Source organism: Paenibacillus sp. NAIST15-1 (genome assembly GCF_001894745.1).
In the GTDB taxonomy this organism is placed as follows: domain Bacteria; phylum Bacillota; class Bacilli; order Paenibacillales; family Paenibacillaceae; genus Paenibacillus_B; species Paenibacillus_B suaedae.
The window spans coordinates 315,022-339,941 of record NZ_BBYF01000005.1; the positions used below are offsets into that span (position 1 = coordinate 315,022).

A 24,920-nucleotide genomic window follows, 5' to 3' on the forward strand; every position below is an offset into this window, starting at 1 on the left:
TACTTATGACCTAAGGCAAGTATGATATCCGTTGTTCTTAACTAATTCCGAGGGTACGCAAATCCACAGCAAATAAATATTGCTAAGCAGCAACACTTCTCACTGGCATTACATATACCTCACTATGGAATTTGATTAGTTAAGAACGACCGCCAACATCAACATCTCTCCCTAGAAAATTTATGCATTTATCGTAACACCTTGTAAATATACATGTCAAGTTTCTGCTCGTGCTGTCTATCACGTGCCGCAATAAGTCCGGTAAGGACGGGAAGGCGTAGGCGGCAATTTGCAGTATTCATCCTGATCCGCAGAGTACGCAAATGGATTCGCGAGAACATCCAACAGTCGCTTCATCACGCTAAAATCCCCTTCCTGCGACGCTGCATCCAATGCTTCTTCAACTCGATGATTACGCGGTATGACGCCTGGATTGCTGCTGCGCATAAGCTGAAGTGACTGCTCCTTGGATTGCGGTTGTTTGGCTAGTCTTGCTTGCCATTGCTCATGCCATTGTCCATACTCGGTGCTAGCGAATAAAGATGACTCTTTCTCGCCCGTATTGAGGGTCAATGCACGAAACGTATTGGTATAGTCAGCATGGTGCTTGTGCATCAGATTCAGCAGCTCGTCAATCAAGGCTTCATCGTGCTCATCTTCATTGAATATGCCTAACTTTGCTCTCATACCAGTCAGCCAGTGACCATGATACAACTCAAAGTATTCATTCAGGGCTTCCTCGGCCAATTCCACGGCCTTCAACTCGTTGTCATGCAGCAGCGGCAAGATGGATTCCGCGAACCGGGCAAGGTTCCACCCGCCAATATTCGGCTGATTGCCATATGCATAGCGGCCTTCTCGATCAATGGAACTGAAGACGGTGTCTGGATTGTACGCATCCATGAAGGCGCAAGGGCCATAATCAATCGTTTCACCGCTAATCGCCATATTGTCCGTATTCATGACTCCGTGAATGAATCCGACAAGCTGCCATTTAGCGATGAGCGATGCCTGGCGTTTTATAACCTCTTTGAGCAGGATCAAATATCGGTTGTCACTGTTGTCTGCTGCTCCTGGGAAGTGCCTGTTCAGCGTATAATCAGCCAAAGTATGCAAATCCTCGGCACCGCACCAATTGGATACGTATTGAAATGTCCCGACTCGTATATGACTCGCAGCGATACGAGTGAGTATCGCGCCCGGCAGCTCTGATTCACGTATGACTCCTTGACCGGTGGACACTACCGCTAAGCTGCGTGTCGTTGGAATGCCAAGACCGTACATCGCTTCACTGATGATGTATTCTCGCAGCATCGGCCCGAGGGCGGCTCGACCATCACCGCCTCGTGAATATGGGGTTCTGCCGGGGCCTTTCAATTGAATATCGAATCGTTCATCCGTAGGCGTAATATGTTCGCCAATCAGAATTGCTCTTCCGTCCCCCAGCATATTGAAATACCCGAATTGATGGCCAGCATAAGCCTGGGCGAGCGGTAGCGCCCCTTCTGGAATCGTATTGCCGGCAAGCGTAGCTACGCCATACTCACTTCTTAATGCTTCTGCACTCAATCCGAGGGAGGCTGCGAGCGATTCATTCAAAACACTAAGTTCCGGCGCTCGTACAGGAGTTGGATTCAGCTTGGAGTAAAATGAATGTGGAAGGCGGGAGTAACTGTTGTCAAAGTTCCATCCTGCGTCTAAATTAGAAGGCTTCTCGTTCATTGGATCTCCTTTTCATTCCTGCTATTTCGTATGTATCGTGCTGTTAGGGTTTGCTAACGTATATTTATTATACCTGTTCAGGAAAGCATGCGGCCAAGGTAAAGATAGATAAATCACCGAAATTACGCATTACCCTTCTCTATTCTTCTATTGACGGTGATAAGTTCTGTATAAATTAGCTTGCGAATAACTGAAGAATCTCATCAATAGTGGGAGCAAGCTGGCGATTGCCATTCTTGATTGCAGTGAAAGTAGGCACTGCCTGCTTCAATAAGTCAAAGCTATAGTAATAATAACTAAAGAACGGTATTGGATCATATCCAGGCGGCTCCCCTTCCTCCCACTGTTCCTCATCCTCTTCCTCGCTCTCCGGCCATAAGTACTTTTCTTCTAGTAAGTTTTCCATCTTGTCAACCGCTTGCCCCGCCTCCATGTCTTGAAAGGCTAATGCGGAGGCAACAGCTGCGTAAGGCGTCATTTCGTTTTCCGTAATTTGTTCTGGTTGGCGAGCTCGATCCGCCAGCTTCTGCAGCAACACAAGCAGTACCCATGGCGTTACCTGCCACAATGTCCCCTGATGCTCGATTAAATTAGCCAATTCATGATATTGTCCTTCTTCAATCAGTTGAGGAATGTCCGTTCCCCTTCCATAAGCGGTTGTCATTCGCTGCCATGGAATACAGTCTAATGAGGCAAGCTTGCTATTCATCCTATTCTCTCCAATCAAGTGCATGTATTTCCCTCGATATACCCTTGGTTCGCCTTCACGCTTTGCTCATTTCTCTTGATTGTTCAAGTATTCTCGATATAACCATAGTGCTTCATCCAATTGATCTTCGCTTTCCAATAATACCATCACTGCATACGAGATCATGTCCACCCATTCGTCCATTTTTCGAACCTGTTCTTGGGAAAGCAGGCCATTGCTCTGCAGCATACCGTCAGGATATAAAGCCCATGCTCGGGATAGCTGGCAGATGCTCCAGAAGCACGATATCAAGATTCTGTTTACTTGCGGCTTCGCGAACTCATCGGCCAGAACTTCAATGATCTTCATCAGCTCGTGGAAATTATCTTCAATTAATTCACCGCGAAAAGGTCTCAGCATGCCTAAAAATCCATTCGTCATTTTCTCGTGCTCGATGTCATCATGTTGGAAGGCATGGCATTTGAGAAGAAATAGCGCCTCGTCTTTCGTCATCTCATCTCCTCCTTTCTGAAAAAAGTTAGGTTCAATAGATACGATGCTTCTACTTACAAAGCGCTTCCTCCGTCATCCTGCAGTCCTCCATGACCAGCCATAAATTGTTCTCATCATAGTCTGCGACGATCCCATCTACACAGTAGCCTGGATATAAATATTGTGACGGTGTTCGTTCTCTTAGTTTATTGTAATCTGTTATGGCATAAGCATTATCGCTCACTCGGATGATTGCTCCTCGCGGATAAAACATCGCAATTTCCCCGCGAACCGGACGCCCCGGGGGATACTGCTTCTTCGTTTTCTTCCATGCCGCTAGGCTAGGCTCAATTGCTTGCTGCCACTCGATTTCAAATTGTTCCTTCGTAAGGATACGATCGCTCGCCTCAATAATTACTTCTTGATCGCACAGCACAAAATCGGGCGCAGTGGAGACCACGCTATGCAAATCGCCATGTTTGCTTATTTGTCGATAAGCTGTTCCGTTCTCGTCAATCTCAAAATAGTACATTTCGTCTTCCTCGACCCCGGCAGCTTCAATATATATCATCGATATTCCACCCCTACTAGTCAGCGATGCTAGAAAGTCTTCCGTGCTTTCCACCTCCAATCAAGTATATAAAGCCTGTTCTTGCAACACAATCACACGAATGACCTAGTTAGCTGTCTAAATGGTAAAGGACGCCCATCTAGGGCGCCCTTGTCCTGCAACTCGTTTACAACTTGTTCTGGCTAATTAAACTTTCCTGCCTGCCCACACATCCTTCACATATCTCCCATCGACCCCGAGCTGCTCCAACCATCTGTTTGCTTTCGTCTCACTAACTGCATGAGCCTCTTGATACATTTGCTTAAGTGTTGCCTCCACATCTGGTGACATAGCGTTTCCGTCACCGCACACATAGAACTGTCCCCCATGATCAAGGAGACCGATCACTTCGTGCTGACGCTGCTTGATGAGATGCTGGACATAAGTTTTTGGTTGACCTTCGTTTCGAGAAAATGCGGTGTGTACCGTAACAATCCCCTCTTGTTGATATTGCTCCAGCTCTTCTTCATAGATATGATCCGTCGCATCTCGACAACCGAAATAAAGATACGCGCTGCCGAGCGGAATCCCTTGCTCTTTCATAGCCTGCCGGGCTTGAAGAAATCCACGGAATGGGGCAATCCCTACCCCGGGGCCTACCATAATAATAGGTGTGCTTGGATCCTCTGGCAGCCGGAAATTGGACTGCGGTGGCTGAATGAACATCATAATAGATTCGCCTGGTTGTCTGTCGGCAAGATAGTTAGAAGCAACTCCTCGATATTCATGGCGCCCATCCCAAGCTGGACTCTGTACGACCCCTACTGTGAGACTAATCTGATTTGGCTGTACACGAGGAGAGCTTGATATCGAATAGTATCGTATTTTTAGTGGCGGGAGCAGCTCTAAAAAGCGCTCGAATGTCATCGAGCAAGCTTCATATTTCTCAAGTAAATCTAACATTGATATTCGCTTCTCAAGGATGTTCCGCCTATAGGCTTCTGCCCCAAGCAGTGCTTCTAATTCGATTCGATGCGGGGGACATACCGTCAAGGCGGCAAGCTCGCGAATTTGTGCTCGACTGGCAGGCTCCTGAAGTTCGACGCTCCGGCTTAGAAGATCATGTATCAACACAGGTCGATGTAACGGCAAATGGGAAGAACGGTTCCCTGTTGTTCGCAACACCACGTGATCGCTTCCATTTAAGTCAAATCTGCTTATTACCCGTTCAACTAGATTATCCGAATTGATAGGGAACACACCTAAATGATCCCCCTCAAGATAAGACACTCCTTCAGGCAGTTCAATCTCGATATGGCGTGTACTACGCCCGTTTCCCCCTCTTTGCAGCTCGTGATTGTCTATGACCGTTGCACAATGGACCTGGTATGATTCGGCAAACGGTGATTCAACCGATATGTTTACAACCTCTACAGTTAACGAAGAAGCTGTCGATTTCTCTGTTCCTTCAATTCCATCAAATTCTAAATCCAAAGAACGCATAACTGCTGGCCACAGCTTAGCGCGCCACTCCTCCACTTCGGTTTCGAAGTCACCGCTGGCATCGCCATGGCCGACAGGCAGCAAACGATTCGCTCCTTTAGCTGCGAGCTGTTCGTCAATGGATATGGGAATGCTCTGATAGGTACTAGGCCAGTTATGATCGCCGCAACCAAAGACGCAATAGCGAACTCCTGTCAACGCTTCTGGCTCCACTTCCTTCAGCCACTTCATGAAGCGTCGTGCATTGCTCGGCGGTTGACCGTTATATGATGCTGTTACGATATAGGTGATGCCTTCCTTAGGAAGACCATCTGGATAATCGTTAAGGGGTGCGACTTTACTTAGGAAGCCTAGTTCACGTCCTTTCTCTGCCAGTTCGCGGGCAATGCCCTCTGCTGTGCCAAGATTGGAGCCGTATAATACGAGGAGCGGCGTATGGTGAAGGGATCGTTGTTGAGGCTCTCGGCTTAAGGCTGCTCCTTCATTAGAGGGGTCACGATTTTCAATGAGAATGGCTGCAGCTCCGATCTTAGTGCGTCGCGGACGGACTTGCATGGTAAACCCTTCGGGCTTGATGGTCAGCGACTCCATAAGCTTCAATTGATAATTGGTGTGATCGATGAGTTCGAAATGTTTCAAGATTAAACCAAGCATTAATGTCGCCTCTTGCAGCGCAAATTGCTGACCGATACAAGCGCGTTGACCGATTCCGAAAGGCTTATAAGCATCATGAGGGATTTGGCTTGGATCCTCGAATCGCTCTGGACGAAATTCGTTCGCATCAGATCCCCATACTGCAGCATCTCGGTGCAATTGAGGAAGCAGTAGGAGCAGGCGATCTCCCTTCTTCATCTCATATCGATCCGCCAGCAGCGTATCTTTCTTCACATGCAAGTTGAACGCGGGTGCTGTCGGCCATAATCTCAGCGATTCATCGAGAATCATGCGAATGTATTTCAAATCCTTGATCTGTGTGTAGGTGGGAACGGGATCTTTCAATACACGATCTACTTCCTCATAGCCTTTTTGCAGCTTGTCGCGATTGTTCAGCAGAAAATACAGGGCGAAGGACAATAATCCGCTTGTTGTCTCATGTCCGGCTACTAAGAACGTAATAATTTGATACCGAATGTTGGCGTCGTCCAGAGCTTCACCTGTGTCTGGATCCTTGCCTTGCAGCATGTAAGCTAACAAGTCATCTGCCTGTTCGTGTCCGTGCGCTTTGCGTTCAGCGATCATTTTATCGACTAAGGAGAACATGACATCAATGTCCTGCTGGAATTGCCGCCGGGTTTTGATCATAAGCTTATCCTGAATGCCAAGCCGCTGCGCTTGATTCAAGGATTCATCCAATGCCCGAACCATACTTGTTACAAATGGGTGGGGTTGATCACGGTAGAAGCTGTTAAAGCGGTAATTGAAGCCGCATAGCCCGATCGTATCCATCGCCAGTCTTGTCATATCCTCCGGCACTTCAACATAGTCATCAGGATTTAGCCGCGACCACTTCTGGATTAACTGCATGGCGAGATCCAGCATCTTGTCAAAATAGCCCCGCATTGCTGTGCGGCTGAAGCTCGGGAGCAAAATATTATGGGCCTTCTTCCAGTTCGGCTCCTCCGTCTCAGAAGTAAATAATCCATCCCCTGCAAAGGATCGCACATTGTTTAATACGGTTTTATCTACGATTTTGCCGAAGCGATCAGTGTCGCTAAATTCCTTGGCCAACTCGTACCCAGAGACGACATGAAGCGTTCCAAACGGCAGCTTCATGCGGTAGATTTCACCGTATTCATTAGCAAGATTCATGAAAGATAAGATGGGTGTATTCGGATTCAGTTGAGGAATGTTGCCGAGAGGGCCGTAGGTTTTGGGTTGTGGAATCGTAATAGACATATGATTTTGCCTCCTCTAAATGGAATACAGGTTCGTTCGCAAGAGGTAGCTCATGGATGTCAGTGTTACATTGCAGCAAGGAACGATTGAAGTCGACAGTAGACAGTAGACAGGTAGGAATGAATATTCATTCCGTGTTGCAGAAGGGAACACAATCGAGTTAATGAACTCTGATTGCATTCCAGCAGCATTCCTCCACTCCTACGAGGAGTTCGTGCGTTTCTTCGAGCACTTCTGCCCGGATTGTTTCGAACAATTTGACAAGCGCCCCGTAGAAAATAGAGATTAACGCATTTGGCGGCAATGGAGAGATAACGTTCTGCTGCTGGCCGTTGAATAAGAAGTGGCGAATAAAATCCATGCCTATTTCAAATGTTTTGAGGCTTTTCTCGTCCAATAATCGAGGATTCAAGTGAGAGTCAATGAACGAGAAGGCTTCCCTGTTCTCTTTCGCGAAATGGATGGTCTGAACAAAAATGTGATGAAATTGTTCGCGGACGGTTGCAGATTCAGGAAAGCCTTGTTTGACGGCGCGGAAGAACTGCTCGGTGCATTCTTGAAACAAAGAATTCAGCAGCTCCTCCTTGCTCTCAAAGTAACGATAGATGGTACCTGCGCCAACCTTGGCTCTTTCAGCGATCATCGGTACGGTAGTCGCGTCGAAACCGCGGTCAGTAAATAAATGCAATGCTGCGAGTAAAATATCGTCTCTTTTGTTCGTGGTCACTAGCTATCACCCTTTTTTCGGAATGAACGTTCATTCCCTTACATAATATTCCACCAAAAAGGATGGTTCAAGATCAAATTGTGGCGGAATGATGTCTTGCAATCACTTGAATCACATGAGCTAATCCAGTATGGCCCTTTCCTTCCACTCGGTTCTGTTCCCCATAATAGAAGTGCAGAACCTCAAGCTCCTTGCACCAAGCTAGCAGCTCAGCGGGGTCGTATAGCATCTCTATATCCGGAGGGCCGCCTGTTCCATAACGAAGCTGCATCTTCGAATATACTTCAAGCATAATAATGCCCCCTGGCTTCACGGCCTGCTTCAGATTATTCACGATTAAGCCTTGGTCACGTTGGTGAAAGTGGCCGAAAACCATAATTGCAGCATCGTATTCTTGTTGAGCGATATGATCCGTAAGGAGATTTGCCTGCTTGGTATGCACTCGAACATTGTACTTGTGAGCCAGCTTTTCCGTTTTGATGAGACCGTTCTCGGAGTAGTCAATCGCTGTCACTTGATGTCCAGCACGAGCTAAATAGACGGCATTTCTGCCTTCTCCCTCCGCAAAAGCAACGATATTTCGGCAATTGTCAAGATGATGAGCTTGTTCTCGGATAAATGCATTCGGCTCTTCTCCATAGTAATATTCTGCTGAACCGTAACGCTCATTCCATGGAATGTTCATGTGTAACCCCTCCAATAAAGATTTGAGTGACTACCAAAGTGATTTCGTGCCATCTAGTTTTCCACTTGTTCGAACTCCTCCTCAGTCAATACTCTATTGATATGCATAGCAATTCGACTGCCGTCTGCTGCAGCGAATACAACTTGGGAGGGAGAAAAGGAAGCCGCATCCCCTGCTGCGTAGACACCCGTTATCGTGGTGCGCCCTGAATCATCTGTTTGAATCCCTCCAGTCGCGGTCAATTCACAGCCCAACTGTGCAGCAAATGGTGCACTTTGTTCAAACTTGGGAGTGACGAAGCCCCCTGATCTCGCAAGCTCTGTTCTATCTGCGAATCGAACTTGTTGGAGCTTGCCATTATGTCCGATAAAAGCGGCTATCGGTTGTTCCATGACCTTCACCCCTTTGGATTGAAGCTGCATCTTCTGCTCGTGTGTAAGGGTTGAGTATCCGTTCGTACAAAGAACCAAATCATTGCTCCATTGATAGAGCAACTTGGCGGTGTGAAATCCAGCAGCATGTTCAGACACGACCACAAGTGGTTGATCACGCAATTCCCAGCCATCGCAGTATACGCAGTTGAACAAGCTTTTTCCGTATAGCGGAGTGAATCCTTCTATTTGCGGGAATATTTCCTTGACCCCTGTCGCAAGTATCAATTTCTTCGCTTGAATGCACTGCCCCATTGTGTCGTGTACGTTAAAGACACCATCCACTTTGGCAACTGTCGTAACTTCAACATGCATCAGACGGATGGATGGATAGCGACCCAGTTCTTCGTGCGCGATGCGCCGGAATTCTGGAATTGTAACCCCGTCCCTCGTAATAAAACCGTGGGATGCATGTGTCACCGCATTTCTAGGGCGATTGTGGTCGAACAAGACGATGCTTCTTCTTGCTCTTCCTAGGACGAGAGCAGCATTCAGTCCTGCGGGTCCTCCCCCAATGATGACGCAATCGTAAATCATGATACTCATCTCCTTATTAAATAGGATATTACAGACTGATAATATCTATGATAACATATTCTTCTCCTATTTATGAAGCAGTTATTACTCGCGTTACGTAAAAATACAGAAAGAACCCTCCTGACTTGGAGAGTTCTTCTTAATAATTGATAACTGTGCCCATCATGCTGATTGCTGCATTATTGTGTACTTCTTTATTACTAAGCGAATACCTTCTCAAGCTCACTGCACCACTTCGTCCAGCCATACTTAGCGCCTGCGAGTGCTTGTTCATTGGAGATTCCGGTTTGTTCGAGATGAAGGTTAACGCTTCCGTTCCCTAAGTCTTGCAGTGTCCACGTGATCGTGTGTTTCTCCCCGCTTTCCCATGTATAGGACAGCTTGTTGGGTTCGTCTACAATCAGTACTTCACCATCAATAATTCCATTCCACCATTCGTTCGGCTGCGTGCGGAACTGAAAATGATGTCCAACGACGGCTTTAAAATCATTTTCCATTGCCTCACCAGTGTGGATATTCTGCACCCACTTGGCAAGCTTGCTGGAATCGGTTAATGCGGACCACAACTTCTCAATTGTAGTCTTGTATTGAAAATTCAGTGTTAATGTTACACTCATTCTTCTTCCTCCTCTAATAAATGTTGCAAGCGCAACATATTCAAACCCCAGAACTTGCTGTAGAAAGCCACCCAGTCTTGGACTTCTCTCAGTGGTGCGGCATTCAGCCTAAATCGTGTCTCTCGGCCGACTTTGCGGTCATATACCAGTCCGGCTTCTTTAAGAATTGTCAAATGCTTGGATACCGCTGTACGTCCCATTTGAAATTGTGCCGTTAATTCATGAAGCGGTATCTCCTCTTTCTCTGCTAACAAACGAATGAGTCTCCGCCTAGTTGGATCTGCAATCGCGTCAAACACATCCCGCAACTGATTATTCTCACCCACAACAACCTCTCCAATATCTTACATTCTGTAGTAGAAATCTGTTGGTGATATGAGGGATCAGCTATGACTACTTCTATCACCTCCTTAGAGTTTACGGCTATTTGGACACAGTGTCCATGAGGCGATGTTCAGTGCTGCATAGGAAAGCGGGAGGATCGCATAAAAACCGTAATCACCATAATCATTAGCAAACGCATGAGAGAGAGCTGCACCAGTCATGACAAAGAATATTTCAGGTGAAACATAATCAGGTTTGCAAATTTCGCTATGACTGTCTTCAAAATGGACACCTTTTGGTGTCGGTTTGATTATAAGACACCAAAAGGTGTCCTGTCAACGATTGATTTTCATGCGTCCGATCCAACCCCTATTGTTTGTATTGCCATGCATATAAATAAAAAAACCGCGCAATGCGCGGATCTACATGAAGGTATGTTCTTGTCCACCTACGATTATCGTCAAATAATCTAATCTTTTAATCCCTTTCCATCAAGAATTTGCTGTGTATATTTCTCAACCCTTGACGTTCGCGTTTTGGATTGTTTGGGTTCTGAGAAATAATACAGGTATTGTCGTTGACGCCCTGGCGTTAACGCCTCAAATGCTTCTTTCAAGGCAGGGTTTTCATCGAGTTTAACTTGAAATTCTTCGGGAACTGTGTACTCTGCCGTTTGCTTAAAGTTCACTTCCAACCCCGCTTTTTCAACTTCAATGGCCACCTTAATATAGGCCTTCAAGATATCTTCCATCTCAACGATTTCTTGAACATTGGTGAACCGAATCTGACGGGCTGCTTGTACATTCTCCGTCTGTTGGATGAGAATTCCGCTTGGATCTTTTAACAGGGCCCCTTTATGAAACAGAAGTGCACAGTACTCTTTAAACCCATGTATTAAAACGATGTTTTTGTTCTCATAGGTGTAGCATGGGTGCATCCACTTATAATCTTCGGTCAGCTCACAGTCAAGAACGATATGTCTCAGCTGCTCGTATTCTTCTTTCCACGTTTTCGCTTTCCGTATAAATTCATCGACCTTCGGATTCAATTGACGATTTGACATCAGAACATACCCCTCTTCACTTTTCGTTCAGCGAACAGTTCAAACCCTAGAGATTTATTCTGTCCCCCTGCATCAACACTTCCTATTTATTTGTAGTTTGGAACATTCGACATTTCGAGATACACATATTAAAAACAACATTAGGTACTAGACGAAATGATCTCCATTTCAGTAGATTACGAATGCGATTTCTTATGGAGTTGTTGAGCGATATCGATTAATTTCTTATTCTTCAGATGATTCTCCATCTTCTCTTCCGCTTCCTTCATCACCGCTTGAATCAGACATTCTTCGCCGTGGACGAAATTACATTCGAATAACGAGGTCGAGCCTTCGATAGCATGGATAATATCCAGAAATGTAATATCATCTCGATGACGAGTCAGGCGATATCCCCCATTTGCTCCCGAGATCGATTCAATCATGCCGGCCTTCACAAGTCTCGTTAATATTTTGGACAAGTACGTTGGGGACACGCCCTGGGATTCTGCCAACTGTTGTACGCCAACTGGCTTAACGGTAGATGCCTCAATCAGCATGAGCATAGTATGGAGCGCATAATTCGTTGCTTTTGTAAATTTCATGGACAACCCTTCTTAATCATAGATTTATGATATCGATAATATCCGTGAATGGCGACCCTGTCAATTGGGCTGCAAGGCATTGAACGTACGGACTATGTCTCGAAGCACTGCTATTTTATTTATTCGGCATGTACCGATCGATGTCTGTATTCCCTACTCTGTATGTACGATTTCAATCAGATACTGATTAAACACGGATTCCCAAGGAAATGAATAGACAAAGACAATCAATATAGGAGGTTCGCTACTATGCTCAATGATTCCTCGTCCATTCAAGATCTCCCCCAATTTCCTGAATCCTATTGGCGGGACTCCGTAACGATTCCCTCCTTCCCGAAACTTGCTAAACATACGGAAGCAGATGTTGTAGTAGTTGGAGGCGGAATTTCCGGCATAACAACGGCCTACCTCTTGGCACGGGAAGGACTCCGCGTCGTGCTTGTTGAGGCAGGTCAGCTGCTGAATGGCACGACTGGTCATACGACGGCCAAAATAACAGCGCAGCATGACCTTATTTACGACGAGTTCATTCACCATTTCGGTCAAGAACAGGCAAAGCTGTACTATCAAGCGAATATCGAGGCAAAGCAATTTATTAAGCATATGGTTCAGGAACATAAGATTCCATGCGATTATGAGGAACAGGACGCTTATATCTATACAAATTCGGATGAGTACCTGCCGAAGCTTCAAACGGAACTCGCTGCCTATGAGAAGCTGGGGATTGACGGTGAAATGGTCACTCAAATCGATCTGCCTGTGCCGATCAAGGCGGCCCTCGTCATGCGGAATCAAGCCCAATTTCACCCGGTTAAGTATTTGGACAAGTTAGTTCAGCTGTTTGTGGAATTAGGCGGGCAGATCTATGAACATACCACTGTAGAAACCATCGATAAGGGTACGCTGCCGACCGTAATTACGCAAGATGGCTTCAAGTTAACCTGCAAGCATGCCGTTTCATGCTCCCACTTTCCTTGTTATGACGGGATGGGATTTTATTTTGCAAGAATGCATGCTGAACGCTCCTATGTTGTGGGCATCCCCAATAAGAATGTTCAATTGTCAGGCATGTATATTAGCGCAGAGAACCCAAAACGCTCGATCCGTACAGCGGCATTGGATTCCGGTGAAAGCTTGTTACTCATTGGCGGCGAAGGTCATAAGACCGGACAAGGCATTTGCACCATTAAGCACTATGAAGCACTGCAAGCATACGCGAATGATGTATTTGGAGCAGCAGAAATATCGTATCGATGGTCGGCTCAGGATTTAGTTACTTTGGATAAAATGCCGTATATCGGACAAATATCTTCTTCTGTACCGAATGTTTACATTGCAACCGGATACCGGAAATGGGGCATGACCAATGGCACGGCTGCTGCGCTCCTGTTGAGGGATATGATTTTGGGGAGAGAGAATGCCTATCAGGAACTATATACACCGTCTCGCTTTCATGTCGATCCTGATGTGAAAACATTTTTCGCTCAGAACGCGGATGTAGCCAAGCATCTCATTAGCGGCAAATTGGAGCGTGTTCACAACAAACCTGAGAATCTAACGAATGATGAAGGCGCTGTTGTATCGATTGACGGTAGAAGAGCTGGAGCTTATCGAGATGATCAGGGCATGCTTCATATCGTTGATACCACTTGTACACACATGGGTTGTGAGCTGGAATGGAATCACGGCGAACGAAGCTGGGATTGTCCTTGCCATGGGTCAAGGTTCTCCTATGAAGGCGATGTATTAGAGGGCCCGGCAGCCAAACCATTGACCAAAATACAGGAATCCTGAATCTTGATGATTCAGGACTCCTGTCATGAATTTATATAATACTTGTTATGCACGACTATGTCTGAGGTCGTCGTTAATTGGATATGAATGTCTGCTTCAATTCGTGTAGTCGTTGATCATCCATATATCACCGTTTTCGTTAAACTCTATCGCAAATATACGCTCTCCATCTTTGACAAATTGAGCACTGCCGGGAGCCTTTGGATTTCTCTGCATTTCATATTCATGTAGATTATATCCGAGCAATTCAGCAACAAGAGGGAAAGCAGCTGTTTGTAATTGCTCATCCGTGATTTCAAGCTTTTTCTGCTTTTGGCTCGCGCTTGTTTTAGGATTGCTCGAATAGGTAGATAATGAAGAATCATAAATTTGACGAATCTTATAGGTTTTCGGATCGAAGCTGACACCGCCGTCAGAACCATAAGACAAATACACGGTATTGTAGCTGTCAGAGAAAAGTTTGGATGCAGCGGTGAGCTGATCAGCTTTTTTGCCGCGCAGTACAGCAAGCATGTATTGACCTTTTTTATTTTCATCATCCGAAATTTGGTCAGGACCTACATCATAGGACGTAGTGATTGTGTCATTCGAAAATCGCACTTCAACTCGATGATCGTTCTGATTATCTATCAATTTCGTTTGAACCGTATATTCATTCGTGTTTGGATCATTGAAAATGGTACGACTGATTTTAAAATATGGATTCCCTTTGTATCCACTGTCTTGCAGCGCTTGCGCAGCCTTCTTCAACAATTCAGAGCCGGCTGCTTCTGGCGTCAGATCCAACCCTAGTTGTACTCTCGATAGCTTGCCGGTGTCAGCGTTTACCCATATGTAACGCTGACCGGGGCCGTCATTTGGAGAGCTTTTGAATGCAAGGAACAAATCCTTCGTGTCTTCTGTGGGCATGATCTCTTGGAGCGGAAGCGGCTTGCCCAACTGCTGCATGACATCACTAACCGTTTGCTTAACCGTAGTGCGGATTTTTTCATTAACCTGATTAAATAATGGTTCATTTGCATACAGCTCAAGGATTTCGGATTTCTTCGGCTCTGGTTTATCCGCTGCCGCGTTCGTTAGGGCAATGCAGGCAAAAATGGAAATGATCGCGATTCCGAGAATGGTCCATTTATACGAACCTCGTTTGAACAAAGCAATCATGTTTATTCTCCTTTTAATGAGGGATTTGTCGGTTGAGAAGCTTGTCGCACTGACAGGACGAAAGCCGGTTGTCATATTCGCTTCCACCAGCTTGACAATGGTGTATCCATACTGTTTGACCTCATCTTCTTCCAAACAAGAAATGACGCGATCGTCACAAGACAGCTCCTGGTCTTCCCTCATTTTACTGGATGCGTACCATAGAATCGGATTGAACCAGTTCAGGATAAGCAGGATGGTGAATAACCAGTTTGTCACAATATCCTTGCGTATGTAATGAACAAATTCATGAAGCAGAATATGTCTTAGTTCTTCATTGCGAAACTGTGCAAAATACTTGCCGGGCAGCAATATCTTCGGTCGTAATACCCCATACAGTGTAGGACTGCTCACTCCATTCGATATCAGCAGCGGCAGTGTTCTCTTTATCTTCAAATCCTCGCGACATTGCTGAAGTACACGCAAGCTGTCTTCATCGGATACGACATAGGATTCTCTCATCATCCCGCGCGAAAATTTGCGGTTCGATACAAGCACATAGGCTGTCATTGTCAATACGCCAAGTAACCAGCTAAGTGACAATGCGGAGTGAATGAATGTAGGACTATCGTTATTCGTGACATCTGACCGCTCAGCACCAGACATGCTATTGTCCAAAATATGGCTGGTTTCGTTTGTTCCTGATGCATGTTCCGCCGATAATCTGTTCATATCATCATCCATTGACGAGATAGGAAGCGCAATTGGTTTATCTGCAAATGAAAATAGATTATATAAGCTGAACGAGCTTTCAGGTACCCAAGGCAGCAGCATCCTGGCAAGCAGAACGAACCAGAGCATGTACTGCCATTTGATCGGGAGACGATCCTTCAATGCGGCCCTCACAAGCAAGATAAGGACAACAATGATTGATGCCATTAAGGAAGTCTTTGCAACCCAATCAAAAATTATAGTTAACCATGTTAATAAGTTATTCATCTCTACGCTGCCCCTCGTCGAGTATTTTCTTCAGCTCCTCTACTTCTTCTGTGGATAGCTTCTCTTGCTTCAGGAAATTAACAAACATCGGCTTCAAGGCGCCTCCATATAGACGCTGCAAGAAGGAATTGCTCTCTGCCCTGACGCACTCTTCTTCACTGACTACAGGATAATATAGATAGGTTTTCCCTTCCTGTTCATAGCCGAGCGCATTTTTGTTGAGCAATCGATTAATTAACGATTTAATCGTAGCTGGCTTCCAGTCGCTATTCTCACTTAGCTTCTCGATTACATCGTTCGCTGACAGCTTATGGTTTGTCCCCCAAAATACCTTCATGACTTCCCATTCAGCATCCGAGATTCGCGGAATTTCTGTCATATCTTCAACCTTCTTTCTATTGATTACATATGTAATTAACATCCCGAGGTATAGATTACACTCGTAATCGGAAATTGTCAAATTTTATTCGTTTCTGTAACGCGTAATTTACTCAAAAATAGAGATCTTGTAATTAAATGAAGTAACGTAATATTTATTATGTAAACTTATATTCGGGTTTCATTTGCAAATAAAAAGCCCGAGTATGCTGACCCATCGTGGACTGACATACTCAGGCTATAGAAATTAAATTGCTTCTGGTGTTGATTCTTCGAATTGACTATTATATAGATCCGCGTAGAAGCCTTTTTGTTCGAGCAAATCATCATGGGTTCCTTGCTCAATTACAGTACCTTTGTTCATTACAAGAATCAGGTCAGCGTTACGTATTGTCGACAAACGATGAGCGATAACGAAGCTCGTTCTTCCCTTCATTAATTCGTTCATTGCGCGCTGGATATGAACCTCAGTGCGTGTATCGACACTGCTCGTTGCTTCATCCAAGATAAGAATGGATGGATTCGCAAGAATCGCGCGCGCGATCGTAAGGAGCTGCTTCTGACCTTGTGAAATGTTGGAGGCTTCTTCATTCAGAACCGTATCATATCCCTTCGGCAGCGTACGGATAAAATGATCGGCGTGCGCAGCCTTCGCTGCGCGTACAATCTCCGCTTCCGACGCTCCTTCTCGGCCATACGCGATATTTTCACGAATGGTACCATTGAAGAGCCATGTATCTTGAAGCACCATACCGAACATCGACCGCAGACTGCTGCGTTCCATGTCGGTTATATCCACGCCATCGATTTTAATGGCACCGCCATTAATTTCATAGAAGCGCATCAGCAGGTTAATGAGCGTTGTCTTCCCAGCTCCAGTAGGACCTACAATCGCAATCATTTGTCCTGGATTTACATGGATATTCATGTCTGTAATGAGCAGTTCATCTTCCTTATAGCCGAATTGCACATGCTCGAAGTCCACTTGGCCGACTGGATGTGCGATCTCAACCGGCTTCGCTGCTTCTGGAACCTCTTCTACCTCATCGAGTACTTCGAATACCCGCTCTGCAGAGGCAATCGTCGATTGAATGACGTTTGCAATGTTGGCTGTTTGAGCAATTGGCTGTGTGAATTGCCGAGCGTATTGAATGAATGCTTGAATATCACCGATCTCGATCGATTTCTTCGTCACGAGCAATCCGCCCACTACACAAATCAGCACATATCCAATATTGCCGATGAAGTTCATAAGCGGCATAATCATGCCGGAAATAAATTGTGCCTTCCAACCCGATTCATACAAGCGTTCATTAACCTCATTAAATTCTTCGAGTGATTTTTCCTCATGGCCGAACGCTTTGACAATATTATGCCCCGTATACATTTCTTCCACATGCCCGTTTAGCTCACCAAGTGACTTTTGCTGTCCCATAAAGTGTTTCTGCGACCGAGAAGCCACCATCTTAATGACGATCGCACTGAGCGGCAATGTCAGCATACAGATGAGGGTTAATAGCGGGCTGATGGTCAACATCATCACGATGACTCCAATGATCGTGATGATGGACGTAATTAACTGCGTTAAGCTTTGTTGCAGCGTTGTACTTATGTTATCTACATCGTTCGTAACTCTGCTTAGAATCTCGCCATGCGTGCGCCCGTCAAAGTACTTGAGCGGTAGACGATTCAGCTTATCATTGACCTGCTGACGCATGTCATACACAATTTTTTGCGCTACACCTGCCATCAAGTATTGTTGGATATAACTGAAAAACGCACTGAACAGGTACAAGCCAACAAGCAGCAGTAGGATATTATTAATAAAGTCAAAGTCCATGACAGCTGGGAGTCCGTTGAACTTCGCCATTGTAAATTCAAACAGTTTGGTTGTTGCCTTCCCCATAATTTTCGGACTGACGATTGAAAATATGGTACTGAGTATAGCCATCAAAAAGATGATGAATAGCTTGGTTCGGCTCGGTTTCAAATAACCCAGAAGTCTGCGTAGGGTACCCTTGAAGTCCTTGGCCTTCTCGCCCGGCATCATCATCCCTGGCCCCATCGGTCCACCACCATGCTTACGGCCGGAATTCGCTGCTTTATTTTTTTCACTCATGCGATCTCCTCCTCCGACAGCTGCGAGGATACAATCTCACGATACACTTCACTAGATTTCAGCAGTTCTTGATGCGTGCCAATATCTGCGATTCGTCCTTCCTCCAGCACAATAATCTGATCGGCGTCCTTCACCGTACTTACACGTTGTGCGACGATAATTACAGTTGCGTTAGTTGTTTCTCCTTTTAATGCTGTCCGCAGCATGGCATCTGTTTTGAAGTCTAGAGCGGAGAAGCTGTCATCAAAGAGATAAATCTCAGGCTTGCGCACAAGTGCCCGCGCTATGGACAAGCGCTGCTTTTGGCCGCCTGATACGTTCGTTCCTCCTTGGGAAATAGCTGAATCGTATCCTTCCGGCATAGCTGCAATGAAATCAGCAGCTTGCGCAACTACTGCTGCATGCTGCAATTCCTCATCGGTCGCATCCTGCTTGCCATAGCGAATATTATCTGCAATTGTGCCTGAGAATAGTACGGCCTTCTGCGGCACGTACCCAATCTTCTCCCGCAAGCCCTCCTGAGATAACTCTCTGGCATCTACACCATCAATCAGGATGCGCCCACTGTCAATGTCATAGAATCGCGGAATAAGATTCAGCATCGTAGATTTACCGGAACCTGTACCGCCGATAATGGCAGTCGTCTCTCCAGGGCGGGCGCTGAATGAGATATTGGACAATGCTGGATTCTCTGCACCCGGATAGCTGAACGTCACGCGATCGAACTCAATGTATCCGCGAAGTCCTTCCGCTTTCTTTACATGATCCTGATCACGAATGACTGGTTCCATGTCAAGCACCTCGTTAATTCGTGTGGCAGATGCGGAGGCGCGCGGTATCATAACGAAAATGATCGATACCATAACAAGAGAGAACATAATCTGAGCCGCATATTGGATAAATGCCATCAGATCGCCCACCTGCATGCTGCCAGCATTGATTCGATCCGTTCCGAACCAAATAATCGCAAGAGTTGAGAAGTTAAAAGCAAGCATAATGACTGGCATTAGCGATGCCATAATGCGGTTTACCTTTACCGCTGTCTGCGTTAGGTCTGTATTGGCTTCGTTGAAACGGTTCTTCTCATGCTCCGTGCGATTGAAGGAACGAATTACCCGAATACCAATTAAGCTTTCGCGAAGCACTTGATTCAGCTTATCCAGCTTCTTCTGCTGCGCCTTGAACAAGGGAATCCCTTTACTAGCTACGAGATAGATTGCAAGCGCCAAGATTGGGATGACAACGGCTAGCACTAACGTTAGCTTGGCATCCTTATTAACGGCCATAATAATCCCGCCAATACACATCATCGGAGCACTGATCATCATGCGAAGAATCATGACAAGCACCTGTTGTACTTGTGTAATGTCATTGGTTGTGCGCGTAATAAGCGAAGCAGTACCAATGTTGTCGAACTCCTGCAGGGAAAAATGCTGTACGTGGTTAAATACCTTGCCGCGCATTAATTTTCCATACCCCATTGCAACCTTGGCTGACAAATAACTGCTCACAATCGCACAGATTGTTCCTCCGATTGCTACCACTAGCATGAGACCGCCAATTTTCCAAATGTACGGGACATCTCCTTTTGAAATCCCGAAGTTTACAATATCAGACATGAGTGTCGGCAAATATAGCTCCGACAGCGATTGTACAAAGACAAGCGCTAATATGACGCCGATCGGCACTCGGTATGGTTTCAAATACCGAAACAACTTTATCATGCTTCTTCAACTCCATCTCCATCATCATGTGTCTTTTCTTTTTCTCGTTGTTGGCTGCGGATGTCATAGTATTCGTATACTTTCTTTAACAAATCCGCGAGATGAAGGCTATCCTCCTCACCTAGATGCTGAATCAGCCCGTTAATCTGTTCCTCGAATTGTTTCTGACCTTCTTCTGTTGTCTTCAATCCCTCTTCGGTCAGTTGTACTCGAACGGCACGCCTGTCTTCCTTATCCATAAACCTCTCCACAAGTCCCTTCTTCTCCAACACATTCAAGGTCTGAGTAACCGTCGGAGAAGTGAGCCGCAGATGCTTGCTGATGTCGGATACCCGCATAGCCGGCTCTCCCTCTTGCTCATGGCGCTTGATGCAGAACAGCATCATCATCTCACTGCGCTTCTTGCCTGCTGACATCCGTTGATTCCACTCGGCCCGATTGAATCGCATGAACGATTGGACGAGCTTATACGCCGTTGTATCTGGATCGAACATTTCCGCATCACCTCATAGATTCTAGAACACGTTTTATCTCTATATTAGATTAGCTAACTATTAGACAATCAAATAATTAGGTCACCTATTATTTTACTACTGAATTATATACCTCTAAAATAGATGATGTCAAATTCAGATCCTCCCATGTTCTCAATCATTCTGTTTACAAGTAAAGCACGATTAACTCCATTCCCCCCTTCTTAGAGTCGGTAGTCACTATCAGGAAGCATAGAAAAACCCCGCCCAAAGATGGACGAGGTTCGTCAGAATAATCACCTGTACGGATTCGATTGGATAAATCAGCATCAGCCTGCCACCGTTAATAGAACACCAATCGTATTCGTTATGCCATGGACAAGGATTCCAGGCCATACGGAACCCGTACGCTCATACGCCCATGCGAATATGACTCCGCCAACGAAATTAACGGGCATCGCATTTGTCGTTGGGTAGTGCGCTGCAGTAAAGATCAACGCGCTTATAAGAAATGCTCCTACCATTCCAACACGTGTCCGCAGCCAGCGATAGATGAATCCTCGATAGAAGATTTCTTCATATACTGGCGAAATGATCCCTGCCGATATGACACCAAGCAGCAAAGTAAATAACGTAACATGCTGTTTTAGGCTCTCTGTTTTACTATTCTCCACCGTAGTCCCTAGAAAGCTGGTAAGATAAACGGTTGCCAAGCTGAGTATAATAAGTGCAAGTATCCAGAGTATGATTCTCCACCAATCTTTAGCCGAAAATGACTTTACTCCAACCTCTGTCCAGCTCAATTTCTGTGGCCGTAAAGCAACGAAATATATGCCCAGCATTAGCGTTATGGCTATAGTAAGTCCCGTCATCGTGCCTGCATATAGTGTGTTCTGCATCCAATCATCGTACAATTGCTGCAGTGGATATTTAATCACAAAAATCACAAATACGAATTCCAGTGCCAGCAAGGCCAGCATTTGGCGCCAAGTCCAAGGATCATTTTTCTTCCACATCTCTGTTGTCTTCAATCTTCATCCCTCAATCCTCTATGTTATAATCCAACTATATTAGGTGACGTTACGTAACCTGCAAGCACTTTTTTCAGGAGGACTGACATGAATCGCTGGACAACAGGACAAGTATCGAAGATGAGAAATGTATCCGTACGAACATTGCGGTACTATGATCAGATTGGCCTACTTACGCCAAGTCATAAGGAAGACAACGGTCGACGCTATTATTCGGAAGCAGATTTATTTACGCTTGAGAAGATCACGCTCATGAAGTCATTGTCACTCCCGCTGGAGGATATTCAGCAATTGATAGACAAGCTGTCTTACCGTCACATCCTAACTGCCCATTATAATCATCTTCAGAAGCAGTTAACATCGCTGCAGACGAGCATTTCCAATACAGCGACACTCATACATATGATTGATATAGAGGGAAATCTCTCTTGGGAGAAGGTATCGAGTCTTGTGCAGAACGCACCAGAGAATTCCGAGCAGTGGATGGATTACTTCGGAGAAGAAGAAAGCAAGTTATTGCGCCAGACTCTTCCGAGTCTCGGCAATAGCGATCCAATCACTCAACAATATGTGTCCTGTCTGCGGCGGATCGAATGGTGTATTCAACAGTCTATTCCGCCAGAATCGGATGAAGGTTGCAAAATTGCAATTGAGCTGCATGAGCTGTCGATGATTACATTTGAGGGTGATGAGGAGTTAAGCGAGAAGTTCTGGGAAGTAAGAAAACGTCCTGCCAGTGAGACGGGGTTATTTCCGATATCAGATGAGGTATTGGAGTTTCTAGAAAGAAGCACGGCCTATGCCCTGAACAAGAAAAAGCAGGGGTAAAATAAATACGGTATTCGATAGCAGACCAGCTTGCTTGCCGATTAAGGAGGAAGCTGGTTTTTTAGTTTGTTGTTAGGATAAATCCTCTATAGATCGGTACTTCTATTATGAATTACATGATACCCATTCCTTTCTTATAATCTAGTATTGTAAATTAGCGAAAATTCGATTATTGTCTCACAAGACCATTTGGTTCGATCGGCTTGCTTAACCAATGTTCATCGGTTTGTACATGATTGCGGCGGACAAACTTTGCTGCACTTTCCTTGAATGCATCATAATGAAATGCAGACGCGAGTCGAACAACATAGCCCTCCTGTTCCCCACCGCAGCGGGATTGCATCGTATAGCACTTCCTGACGGCTTCCTCATCCCATATTCCCCGATACAGCACCGGAACAACAGTAAGCTGAAGCTGTTCAGCCCATTCGAGGGTATCGTCCCAAGATAGGCATATGTTCTGCCCATTCCATACCGAGAACAGCATGAAATAACTCGGCAAGTCCGTATAAGATAGCGAATGCTTCGCATATACATTTTCACCGCATAATCGATAGCCTTCAGGGATCATGTATTGAATGCCGCCATGCTGCATTTTGACGATGTGCCGAGAAGGATGATCCTTGCTGTCCAGGGAACGAGCGTGGATGCCATTGTTATACATCGTTGTATTCTCCCCGTCCATTTTTTCTGTAACAACAACCTCGCGGCCGATGAAATGATCCGTATTCCGCAAGATTTTATCGTCATTCGTATAGCTTCTGGACCAGGGAAGGTGCATCGTTTTCGGATATTTGATTTTCATGTCGTTTCACCTCCTTATTTCGCGAAAGTGTCGGCTTCCGCAAAAAAATACAATTGAGCCAGCATCTCATCGCCTAACAAATGATAAATATGAGATGCTCCAGCATCCCCGCCGTGCAGGATCTCCATATGGAAGCTGACTAGATTGACAACCTGCAGGACAAATTCCTCGTCGTACCCCATTTGCTTCAGGACATGGCAGGCGATCGCTGCGGATACATGTTCATGACCATAATAGGAGTAATATCCCCGTCTTTCCTTCCACACCTTGCAGAATGGCTTGCCTGCATCATGAAACAGTGCAGCGAACTGCATTGCCAGCATGTTATCTCCTTCGTAGAACGCACGTACATATTCCAGCACCGCATAGGTATGCTCGGACAACGTTCTCGAATGATGCGGATTTTGTTGATCATATCCTACCATCACCTGAAAATGCGGAGAGCGGGACAAATAGTTGAACAATTCGTCGTGATCCGGATTATCCGCAAGCAGCTCTTCCAGCTCCGAGCGCGAAAGCATAGCATCAGCTGGAGCATGCACGATATGAAGTTGTTGAAAGCCTTCGCCTAGTACCGGAAACTCAAAGTGCTTAGCAAACTTGGACATAACGGTCTCGTCAATCCTACGCTTCCTAGATTGAGCCCGCTGCATGGCGATATCATAGGGCGTGCTGCACACATGACATTCCACCGGGACCTCCCTGAACCGCTTCAAGAACTTCAATCTTCGTTCTCGGCTGACATTGGTTGCGTCAAATACTACATTGCGCCCAGAAGCCAATGCTTGCTCAATCTGAGAGAACGCTTCATCAAATACGACATACGTATTCTTTTGCTTCGCCTCATCTCCGAACAGCTTCTGACGTATGGAGTCGGTTGCTACATGAACAGCCCTATGCTGCTTGCACAACTCCTTCGCGTAATGGCTCTTCCCGCTACCCGGTATGCCGGCCAGCATGTGAATGGAACTCATCGATTTCTCACCTCCTTTCAATCGATACCTCTATTCATACATCAAACAGACATCAATCCAAAACTAAGATCGAATCGTTTGATGTGACGGATGGCAGATGCATTCCAGCGTATGATCATTCACCATGCCAACCGCCTGCATGAATGAATAGCAAATCGTGCTGCCTACGAATGAGAACCCGTCTTTCTTAAGCTGTTTGCTCATTCGATCACTGATATCGGTTGTAACGGGAACCTCCTTGATTGTCGCCCAATGGTTCACAATGGGTTGGCTATCGACGAAGCTCCATATGTACGTAGAGAAGGAGCCGTGCTCTTTCTGGAGTCGCAAAAAAGCGTGCGCGTTTTTAACGACACTGTGAATTTTCAATTTGTTGCGCACGATCCCTGCATCATCAAGCAAGGATTCCAGTTTCTCTTCCGTGTACTGCACGATTTTTTCTGCCTCGAATTGATCGAAGGCTTCACGGTAATGCTCTCTCTTCTGCAAGATTGTCCACCAACTGAGCCCCGCCTGCGCACCTTCCAGGCACAGCATTTCAAATAACTTTCGATCGTCGTATACGGGAACGCCCCACTCTTTGTCATGGTAGTCCACATATAGAGGCTCATTTTCTTTTACCCAAGCGCATCGTTTAGACATCGTTGTATACCAGTCCTTCTTCAATAAATCTTTCTTCAATTAGAGATTTTACATCATGATTTTATGGTGTGCTGCTGACAACTTACAAACTCAGAAACTCACACAGCGCAGATCATCAATATTATATTCTTATCTGGTTAGCAGGTTCGATCAGTAGAGCGTTTTATGCCATACTTCTTCCGTATTTCTACCTT

The 24,920-nt window shown here is 45.6% G+C and carries 23 protein-coding genes and 1 pseudogene; 2 read left to right on the forward strand and 22 right to left on the reverse strand.

The window, feature by feature from the left end; all coding sequences use genetic code 11:
* Positions 1-240 precede the first annotated feature (240 nt).
* The 13 genes and pseudogenes from PBN151_RS14470 to PBN151_RS14525 form a co-directional block, all read right to left on the reverse strand.
* Entirely contained in the window at positions 241-1,722 is a 1,482-nt protein-coding gene (locus tag PBN151_RS14470; RefSeq protein WP_072729530.1) for a protein adenylyltransferase SelO, read from the reverse strand.
* A 175-nt stretch (positions 1,723-1,897) separates the two neighbouring features.
* On the reverse strand, positions 1,898-2,431 hold the full coding sequence (locus PBN151_RS14475) for a hypothetical protein (RefSeq protein WP_072729531.1): 534 nt from the start codon (positions 2,429-2,431) through the stop codon (positions 1,898-1,900).
* A gap of 66 nt (positions 2,432-2,497) precedes the next feature.
* Positions 2,498-2,923, reverse strand: coding sequence for a hypothetical protein (locus tag PBN151_RS14480; protein ID WP_072729532.1), 426 nt, complete (start codon positions 2,921-2,923; stop codon positions 2,498-2,500).
* Positions 2,924-2,972: 49 nt separating this feature from the next.
* On the reverse strand, positions 2,973-3,473 hold the full coding sequence (locus PBN151_RS14485; protein ID WP_072729533.1) for a hypothetical protein: 501 nt from the start codon (positions 3,471-3,473) through the stop codon (positions 2,973-2,975).
* Positions 3,474-3,659: 186 nt separating this feature from the next.
* Positions 3,660-6,851 carry a bifunctional cytochrome P450/NADPH--P450 reductase gene (locus tag PBN151_RS14490; protein ID WP_072729534.1) on the reverse strand — a complete coding sequence of 1,064 codons (3,192 nt, stop codon included), beginning with the start codon at positions 6,849-6,851 and terminating at the stop codon, positions 3,660-3,662.
* Positions 6,852-7,011: 160 nt separating this feature from the next.
* Positions 7,012-7,578 (reverse strand): TetR/AcrR family transcriptional regulator, encoded by a 567-nt coding sequence (locus tag PBN151_RS14495; protein ID WP_072729535.1) that lies wholly within the window; start codon positions 7,576-7,578, stop codon positions 7,012-7,014.
* Positions 7,579-7,651: 73 nt separating this feature from the next.
* On the reverse strand, positions 7,652-8,263 hold the full coding sequence (locus PBN151_RS14500; RefSeq protein WP_072729536.1) for a class I SAM-dependent methyltransferase: 612 nt from the start codon (positions 8,261-8,263) through the stop codon (positions 7,652-7,654).
* A 53-nt stretch (positions 8,264-8,316) separates the two neighbouring features.
* A complete protein-coding gene (locus PBN151_RS14505) occupies positions 8,317-9,231 on the reverse strand; it encodes an NAD(P)/FAD-dependent oxidoreductase (RefSeq protein WP_072729537.1) in 915 nt (304 codons plus the stop codon).
* 200 nt (positions 9,232-9,431) lie between these two features.
* Complete coding sequence (locus tag PBN151_RS14510; protein ID WP_072729538.1) at positions 9,432-9,848, reverse strand: SRPBCC family protein; 417 nt, start codon at positions 9,846-9,848, stop codon at positions 9,432-9,434.
* Positions 9,845-10,174: an ArsR/SmtB family transcription factor gene (locus tag PBN151_RS14515; protein WP_021255963.1), complete on the reverse strand. Its 330-nt coding sequence runs from the start codon at positions 10,172-10,174 to the stop codon at positions 9,845-9,847. Before PBN151_RS14515 ends, PBN151_RS14510 begins: the two co-directional genes overlap by 4 nt.
* Before the next feature lie 84 nt (positions 10,175-10,258).
* A pseudogene (locus PBN151_RS31945) lies at positions 10,259-10,405 on the reverse strand (DoxX family protein); the annotation flags it as partial.
* Between the two features lie 236 nt (positions 10,406-10,641).
* The gene (locus PBN151_RS14520) at positions 10,642-11,235 is read right to left on the reverse strand and encodes a YdeI/OmpD-associated family protein (protein ID WP_072729539.1); all 594 of its coding nucleotides are present in this window, start codon (positions 11,233-11,235) and stop codon (positions 10,642-10,644) included.
* 176 nt (positions 11,236-11,411) lie between these two features.
* Positions 11,412-11,819, reverse strand: a complete 408-nt coding sequence (locus PBN151_RS14525; protein WP_065291810.1) for an Rrf2 family transcriptional regulator — start codon at positions 11,817-11,819, stop codon at positions 11,412-11,414.
* A gap of 249 nt (positions 11,820-12,068) precedes the next feature.
* Here PBN151_RS14525 and PBN151_RS14530 point away from each other — a divergent pair, with 249 nt between their 5' ends.
* Positions 12,069-13,613 (forward strand): FAD-dependent oxidoreductase, encoded by a 1,545-nt coding sequence (locus PBN151_RS14530; RefSeq protein WP_072729540.1) that lies wholly within the window; start codon positions 12,069-12,071, stop codon positions 13,611-13,613.
* Between the two features lie 96 nt (positions 13,614-13,709).
* Here the strand turns inward: PBN151_RS14530 and PBN151_RS14535 are convergent, their stop codons facing one another.
* From PBN151_RS14535 to PBN151_RS14560, 6 genes are all read right to left on the reverse strand, one after another.
* Complete coding sequence (locus PBN151_RS14535) at positions 13,710-15,752, reverse strand: M56 family metallopeptidase (RefSeq protein ID WP_072729541.1); 2,043 nt, start codon at positions 15,750-15,752, stop codon at positions 13,710-13,712.
* A complete protein-coding gene (locus PBN151_RS14540) occupies positions 15,745-16,131 on the reverse strand; it encodes a BlaI/MecI/CopY family transcriptional regulator (protein WP_072729542.1) in 387 nt (128 codons plus the stop codon). Before PBN151_RS14540 ends, PBN151_RS14535 begins: the two co-directional genes overlap by 8 nt.
* A 246-nt stretch (positions 16,132-16,377) precedes the next feature.
* Entirely contained in the window at positions 16,378-18,249 is a 1,872-nt protein-coding gene (locus PBN151_RS14545; protein WP_072729543.1) for an ABC transporter ATP-binding protein, read from the reverse strand.
* Entirely contained in the window at positions 18,246-19,973 is a 1,728-nt protein-coding gene (locus tag PBN151_RS14550) for an ABC transporter ATP-binding protein (protein WP_072729544.1), read from the reverse strand. The genes PBN151_RS14545 and PBN151_RS14550 overlap by 4 nt, the downstream gene beginning before the upstream one ends.
* Positions 19,970-20,467, reverse strand: coding sequence for a MarR family winged helix-turn-helix transcriptional regulator (locus PBN151_RS14555; protein WP_072729545.1), 498 nt, complete (start codon positions 20,465-20,467; stop codon positions 19,970-19,972). The genes PBN151_RS14550 and PBN151_RS14555 overlap by 4 nt, the downstream gene beginning before the upstream one ends.
* A gap of 308 nt (positions 20,468-20,775) precedes the next feature.
* Positions 20,776-21,462, reverse strand: a complete 687-nt coding sequence (locus tag PBN151_RS14560; protein WP_370510423.1) for a CPBP family intramembrane glutamic endopeptidase — start codon at positions 21,460-21,462, stop codon at positions 20,776-20,778.
* Between the two features lie 102 nt (positions 21,463-21,564).
* Here PBN151_RS14560 and PBN151_RS14565 point away from each other — a divergent pair, with 102 nt between their 5' ends.
* Positions 21,565-22,305, forward strand: coding sequence for a MerR family transcriptional regulator (locus tag PBN151_RS14565; protein ID WP_072729547.1), 741 nt, complete (start codon positions 21,565-21,567; stop codon positions 22,303-22,305).
* Between the two features lie 169 nt (positions 22,306-22,474).
* On the opposite strand, the gene PBN151_RS14570 is transcribed toward PBN151_RS14565, so the two are convergent.
* From PBN151_RS14570 to PBN151_RS14580, 3 genes are all read right to left on the reverse strand, one after another.
* Positions 22,475-23,110, reverse strand: coding sequence for an RNA ligase family protein (locus PBN151_RS14570; RefSeq protein WP_072729548.1), 636 nt, complete (start codon positions 23,108-23,110; stop codon positions 22,475-22,477).
* Positions 23,111-23,124: 14 nt separating this feature from the next.
* Complete coding sequence (locus PBN151_RS14575; protein WP_072729549.1) at positions 23,125-24,084, reverse strand: AAA family ATPase; 960 nt, start codon at positions 24,082-24,084, stop codon at positions 23,125-23,127.
* A gap of 63 nt (positions 24,085-24,147) precedes the next feature.
* Positions 24,148-24,726 carry a DNA-3-methyladenine glycosylase I gene (locus PBN151_RS14580; RefSeq protein WP_072729638.1) on the reverse strand — a complete coding sequence of 193 codons (579 nt, stop codon included), beginning with the start codon at positions 24,724-24,726 and terminating at the stop codon, positions 24,148-24,150.
* Positions 24,727-24,920 lie beyond the last annotated feature (194 nt).

Bases quoted from the DNA above. Each gene is read 5' to 3' on its own strand.
- PBN151_RS14470 (WP_072729530.1), bottom strand. From the start codon at position 1,722: ATGAACGAGAAGCCTTCTAATTTAGACGCAGGATGGAACTTTGACAAC.
- PBN151_RS14475 (WP_072729531.1), bottom strand. From the start codon at position 2,431: ATGAATAGCAAGCTTGCCTCATTAGACTGTATTCCATGGCAGCGAATG.
- PBN151_RS14480 (WP_072729532.1), bottom strand. From the start codon at position 2,923: ATGACGAAAGACGAGGCGCTATTTCTTCTCAAATGCCATGCCTTCCAA.
- PBN151_RS14485 (WP_072729533.1), bottom strand. From the start codon at position 3,473: ATGATATATATTGAAGCTGCCGGGGTCGAGGAAGACGAAATGTACTAT.
- PBN151_RS14490 (WP_072729534.1), bottom strand. From the start codon at position 6,851: ATGTCTATTACGATTCCACAACCCAAAACCTACGGCCCTCTCGGCAAC.
- PBN151_RS14500 (WP_072729536.1), bottom strand. From the start codon at position 8,263: ATGAACATTCCATGGAATGAGCGTTACGGTTCAGCAGAATATTACTAT.
- PBN151_RS14505 (WP_072729537.1), bottom strand. From the start codon at position 9,231: ATGATTTACGATTGCGTCATCATTGGGGGAGGACCCGCAGGACTGAAT.
- PBN151_RS14510 (WP_072729538.1), bottom strand. From the start codon at position 9,848: ATGAGTGTAACATTAACACTGAATTTTCAATACAAGACTACAATTGAG.
- PBN151_RS14520 (WP_072729539.1), bottom strand. From the start codon at position 11,235: ATGTCAAATCGTCAATTGAATCCGAAGGTCGATGAATTTATACGGAAA.
- PBN151_RS14525 (WP_065291810.1), bottom strand. From the start codon at position 11,819: ATGAAATTTACAAAAGCAACGAATTATGCGCTCCATACTATGCTCATG.
- PBN151_RS14530 (WP_072729540.1), top strand. From the start codon at position 12,069: ATGCTCAATGATTCCTCGTCCATTCAAGATCTCCCCCAATTTCCTGAA.
- PBN151_RS14535 (WP_072729541.1), bottom strand. From the start codon at position 15,752: ATGAATAACTTATTAACATGGTTAACTATAATTTTTGATTGGGTTGCA.
- PBN151_RS14540 (WP_072729542.1), bottom strand. From the start codon at position 16,131: ATGACAGAAATTCCGCGAATCTCGGATGCTGAATGGGAAGTCATGAAG.
- PBN151_RS14545 (WP_072729543.1), bottom strand. From the start codon at position 18,249: ATGAGTGAAAAAAATAAAGCAGCGAATTCCGGCCGTAAGCATGGTGGT.
- PBN151_RS14550 (WP_072729544.1), bottom strand. From the start codon at position 19,973: ATGATAAAGTTGTTTCGGTATTTGAAACCATACCGAGTGCCGATCGGC.
- PBN151_RS14555 (WP_072729545.1), bottom strand. From the start codon at position 20,467: ATGTTCGATCCAGATACAACGGCGTATAAGCTCGTCCAATCGTTCATG.
- PBN151_RS14560 (WP_370510423.1), bottom strand. From the start codon at position 21,462: ATGTGGAAGAAAAATGATCCTTGGACTTGGCGCCAAATGCTGGCCTTG.
- PBN151_RS14565 (WP_072729547.1), top strand. From the start codon at position 21,565: ATGAATCGCTGGACAACAGGACAAGTATCGAAGATGAGAAATGTATCC.
- PBN151_RS14570 (WP_072729548.1), bottom strand. From the start codon at position 23,110: ATGAAAATCAAATATCCGAAAACGATGCACCTTCCCTGGTCCAGAAGC.
- PBN151_RS14575 (WP_072729549.1), bottom strand. From the start codon at position 24,084: ATGAGTTCCATTCACATGCTGGCCGGCATACCGGGTAGCGGGAAGAGC.
- PBN151_RS14580 (WP_072729638.1), bottom strand. From the start codon at position 24,726: ATGTCTAAACGATGCGCTTGGGTAAAAGAAAATGAGCCTCTATATGTG.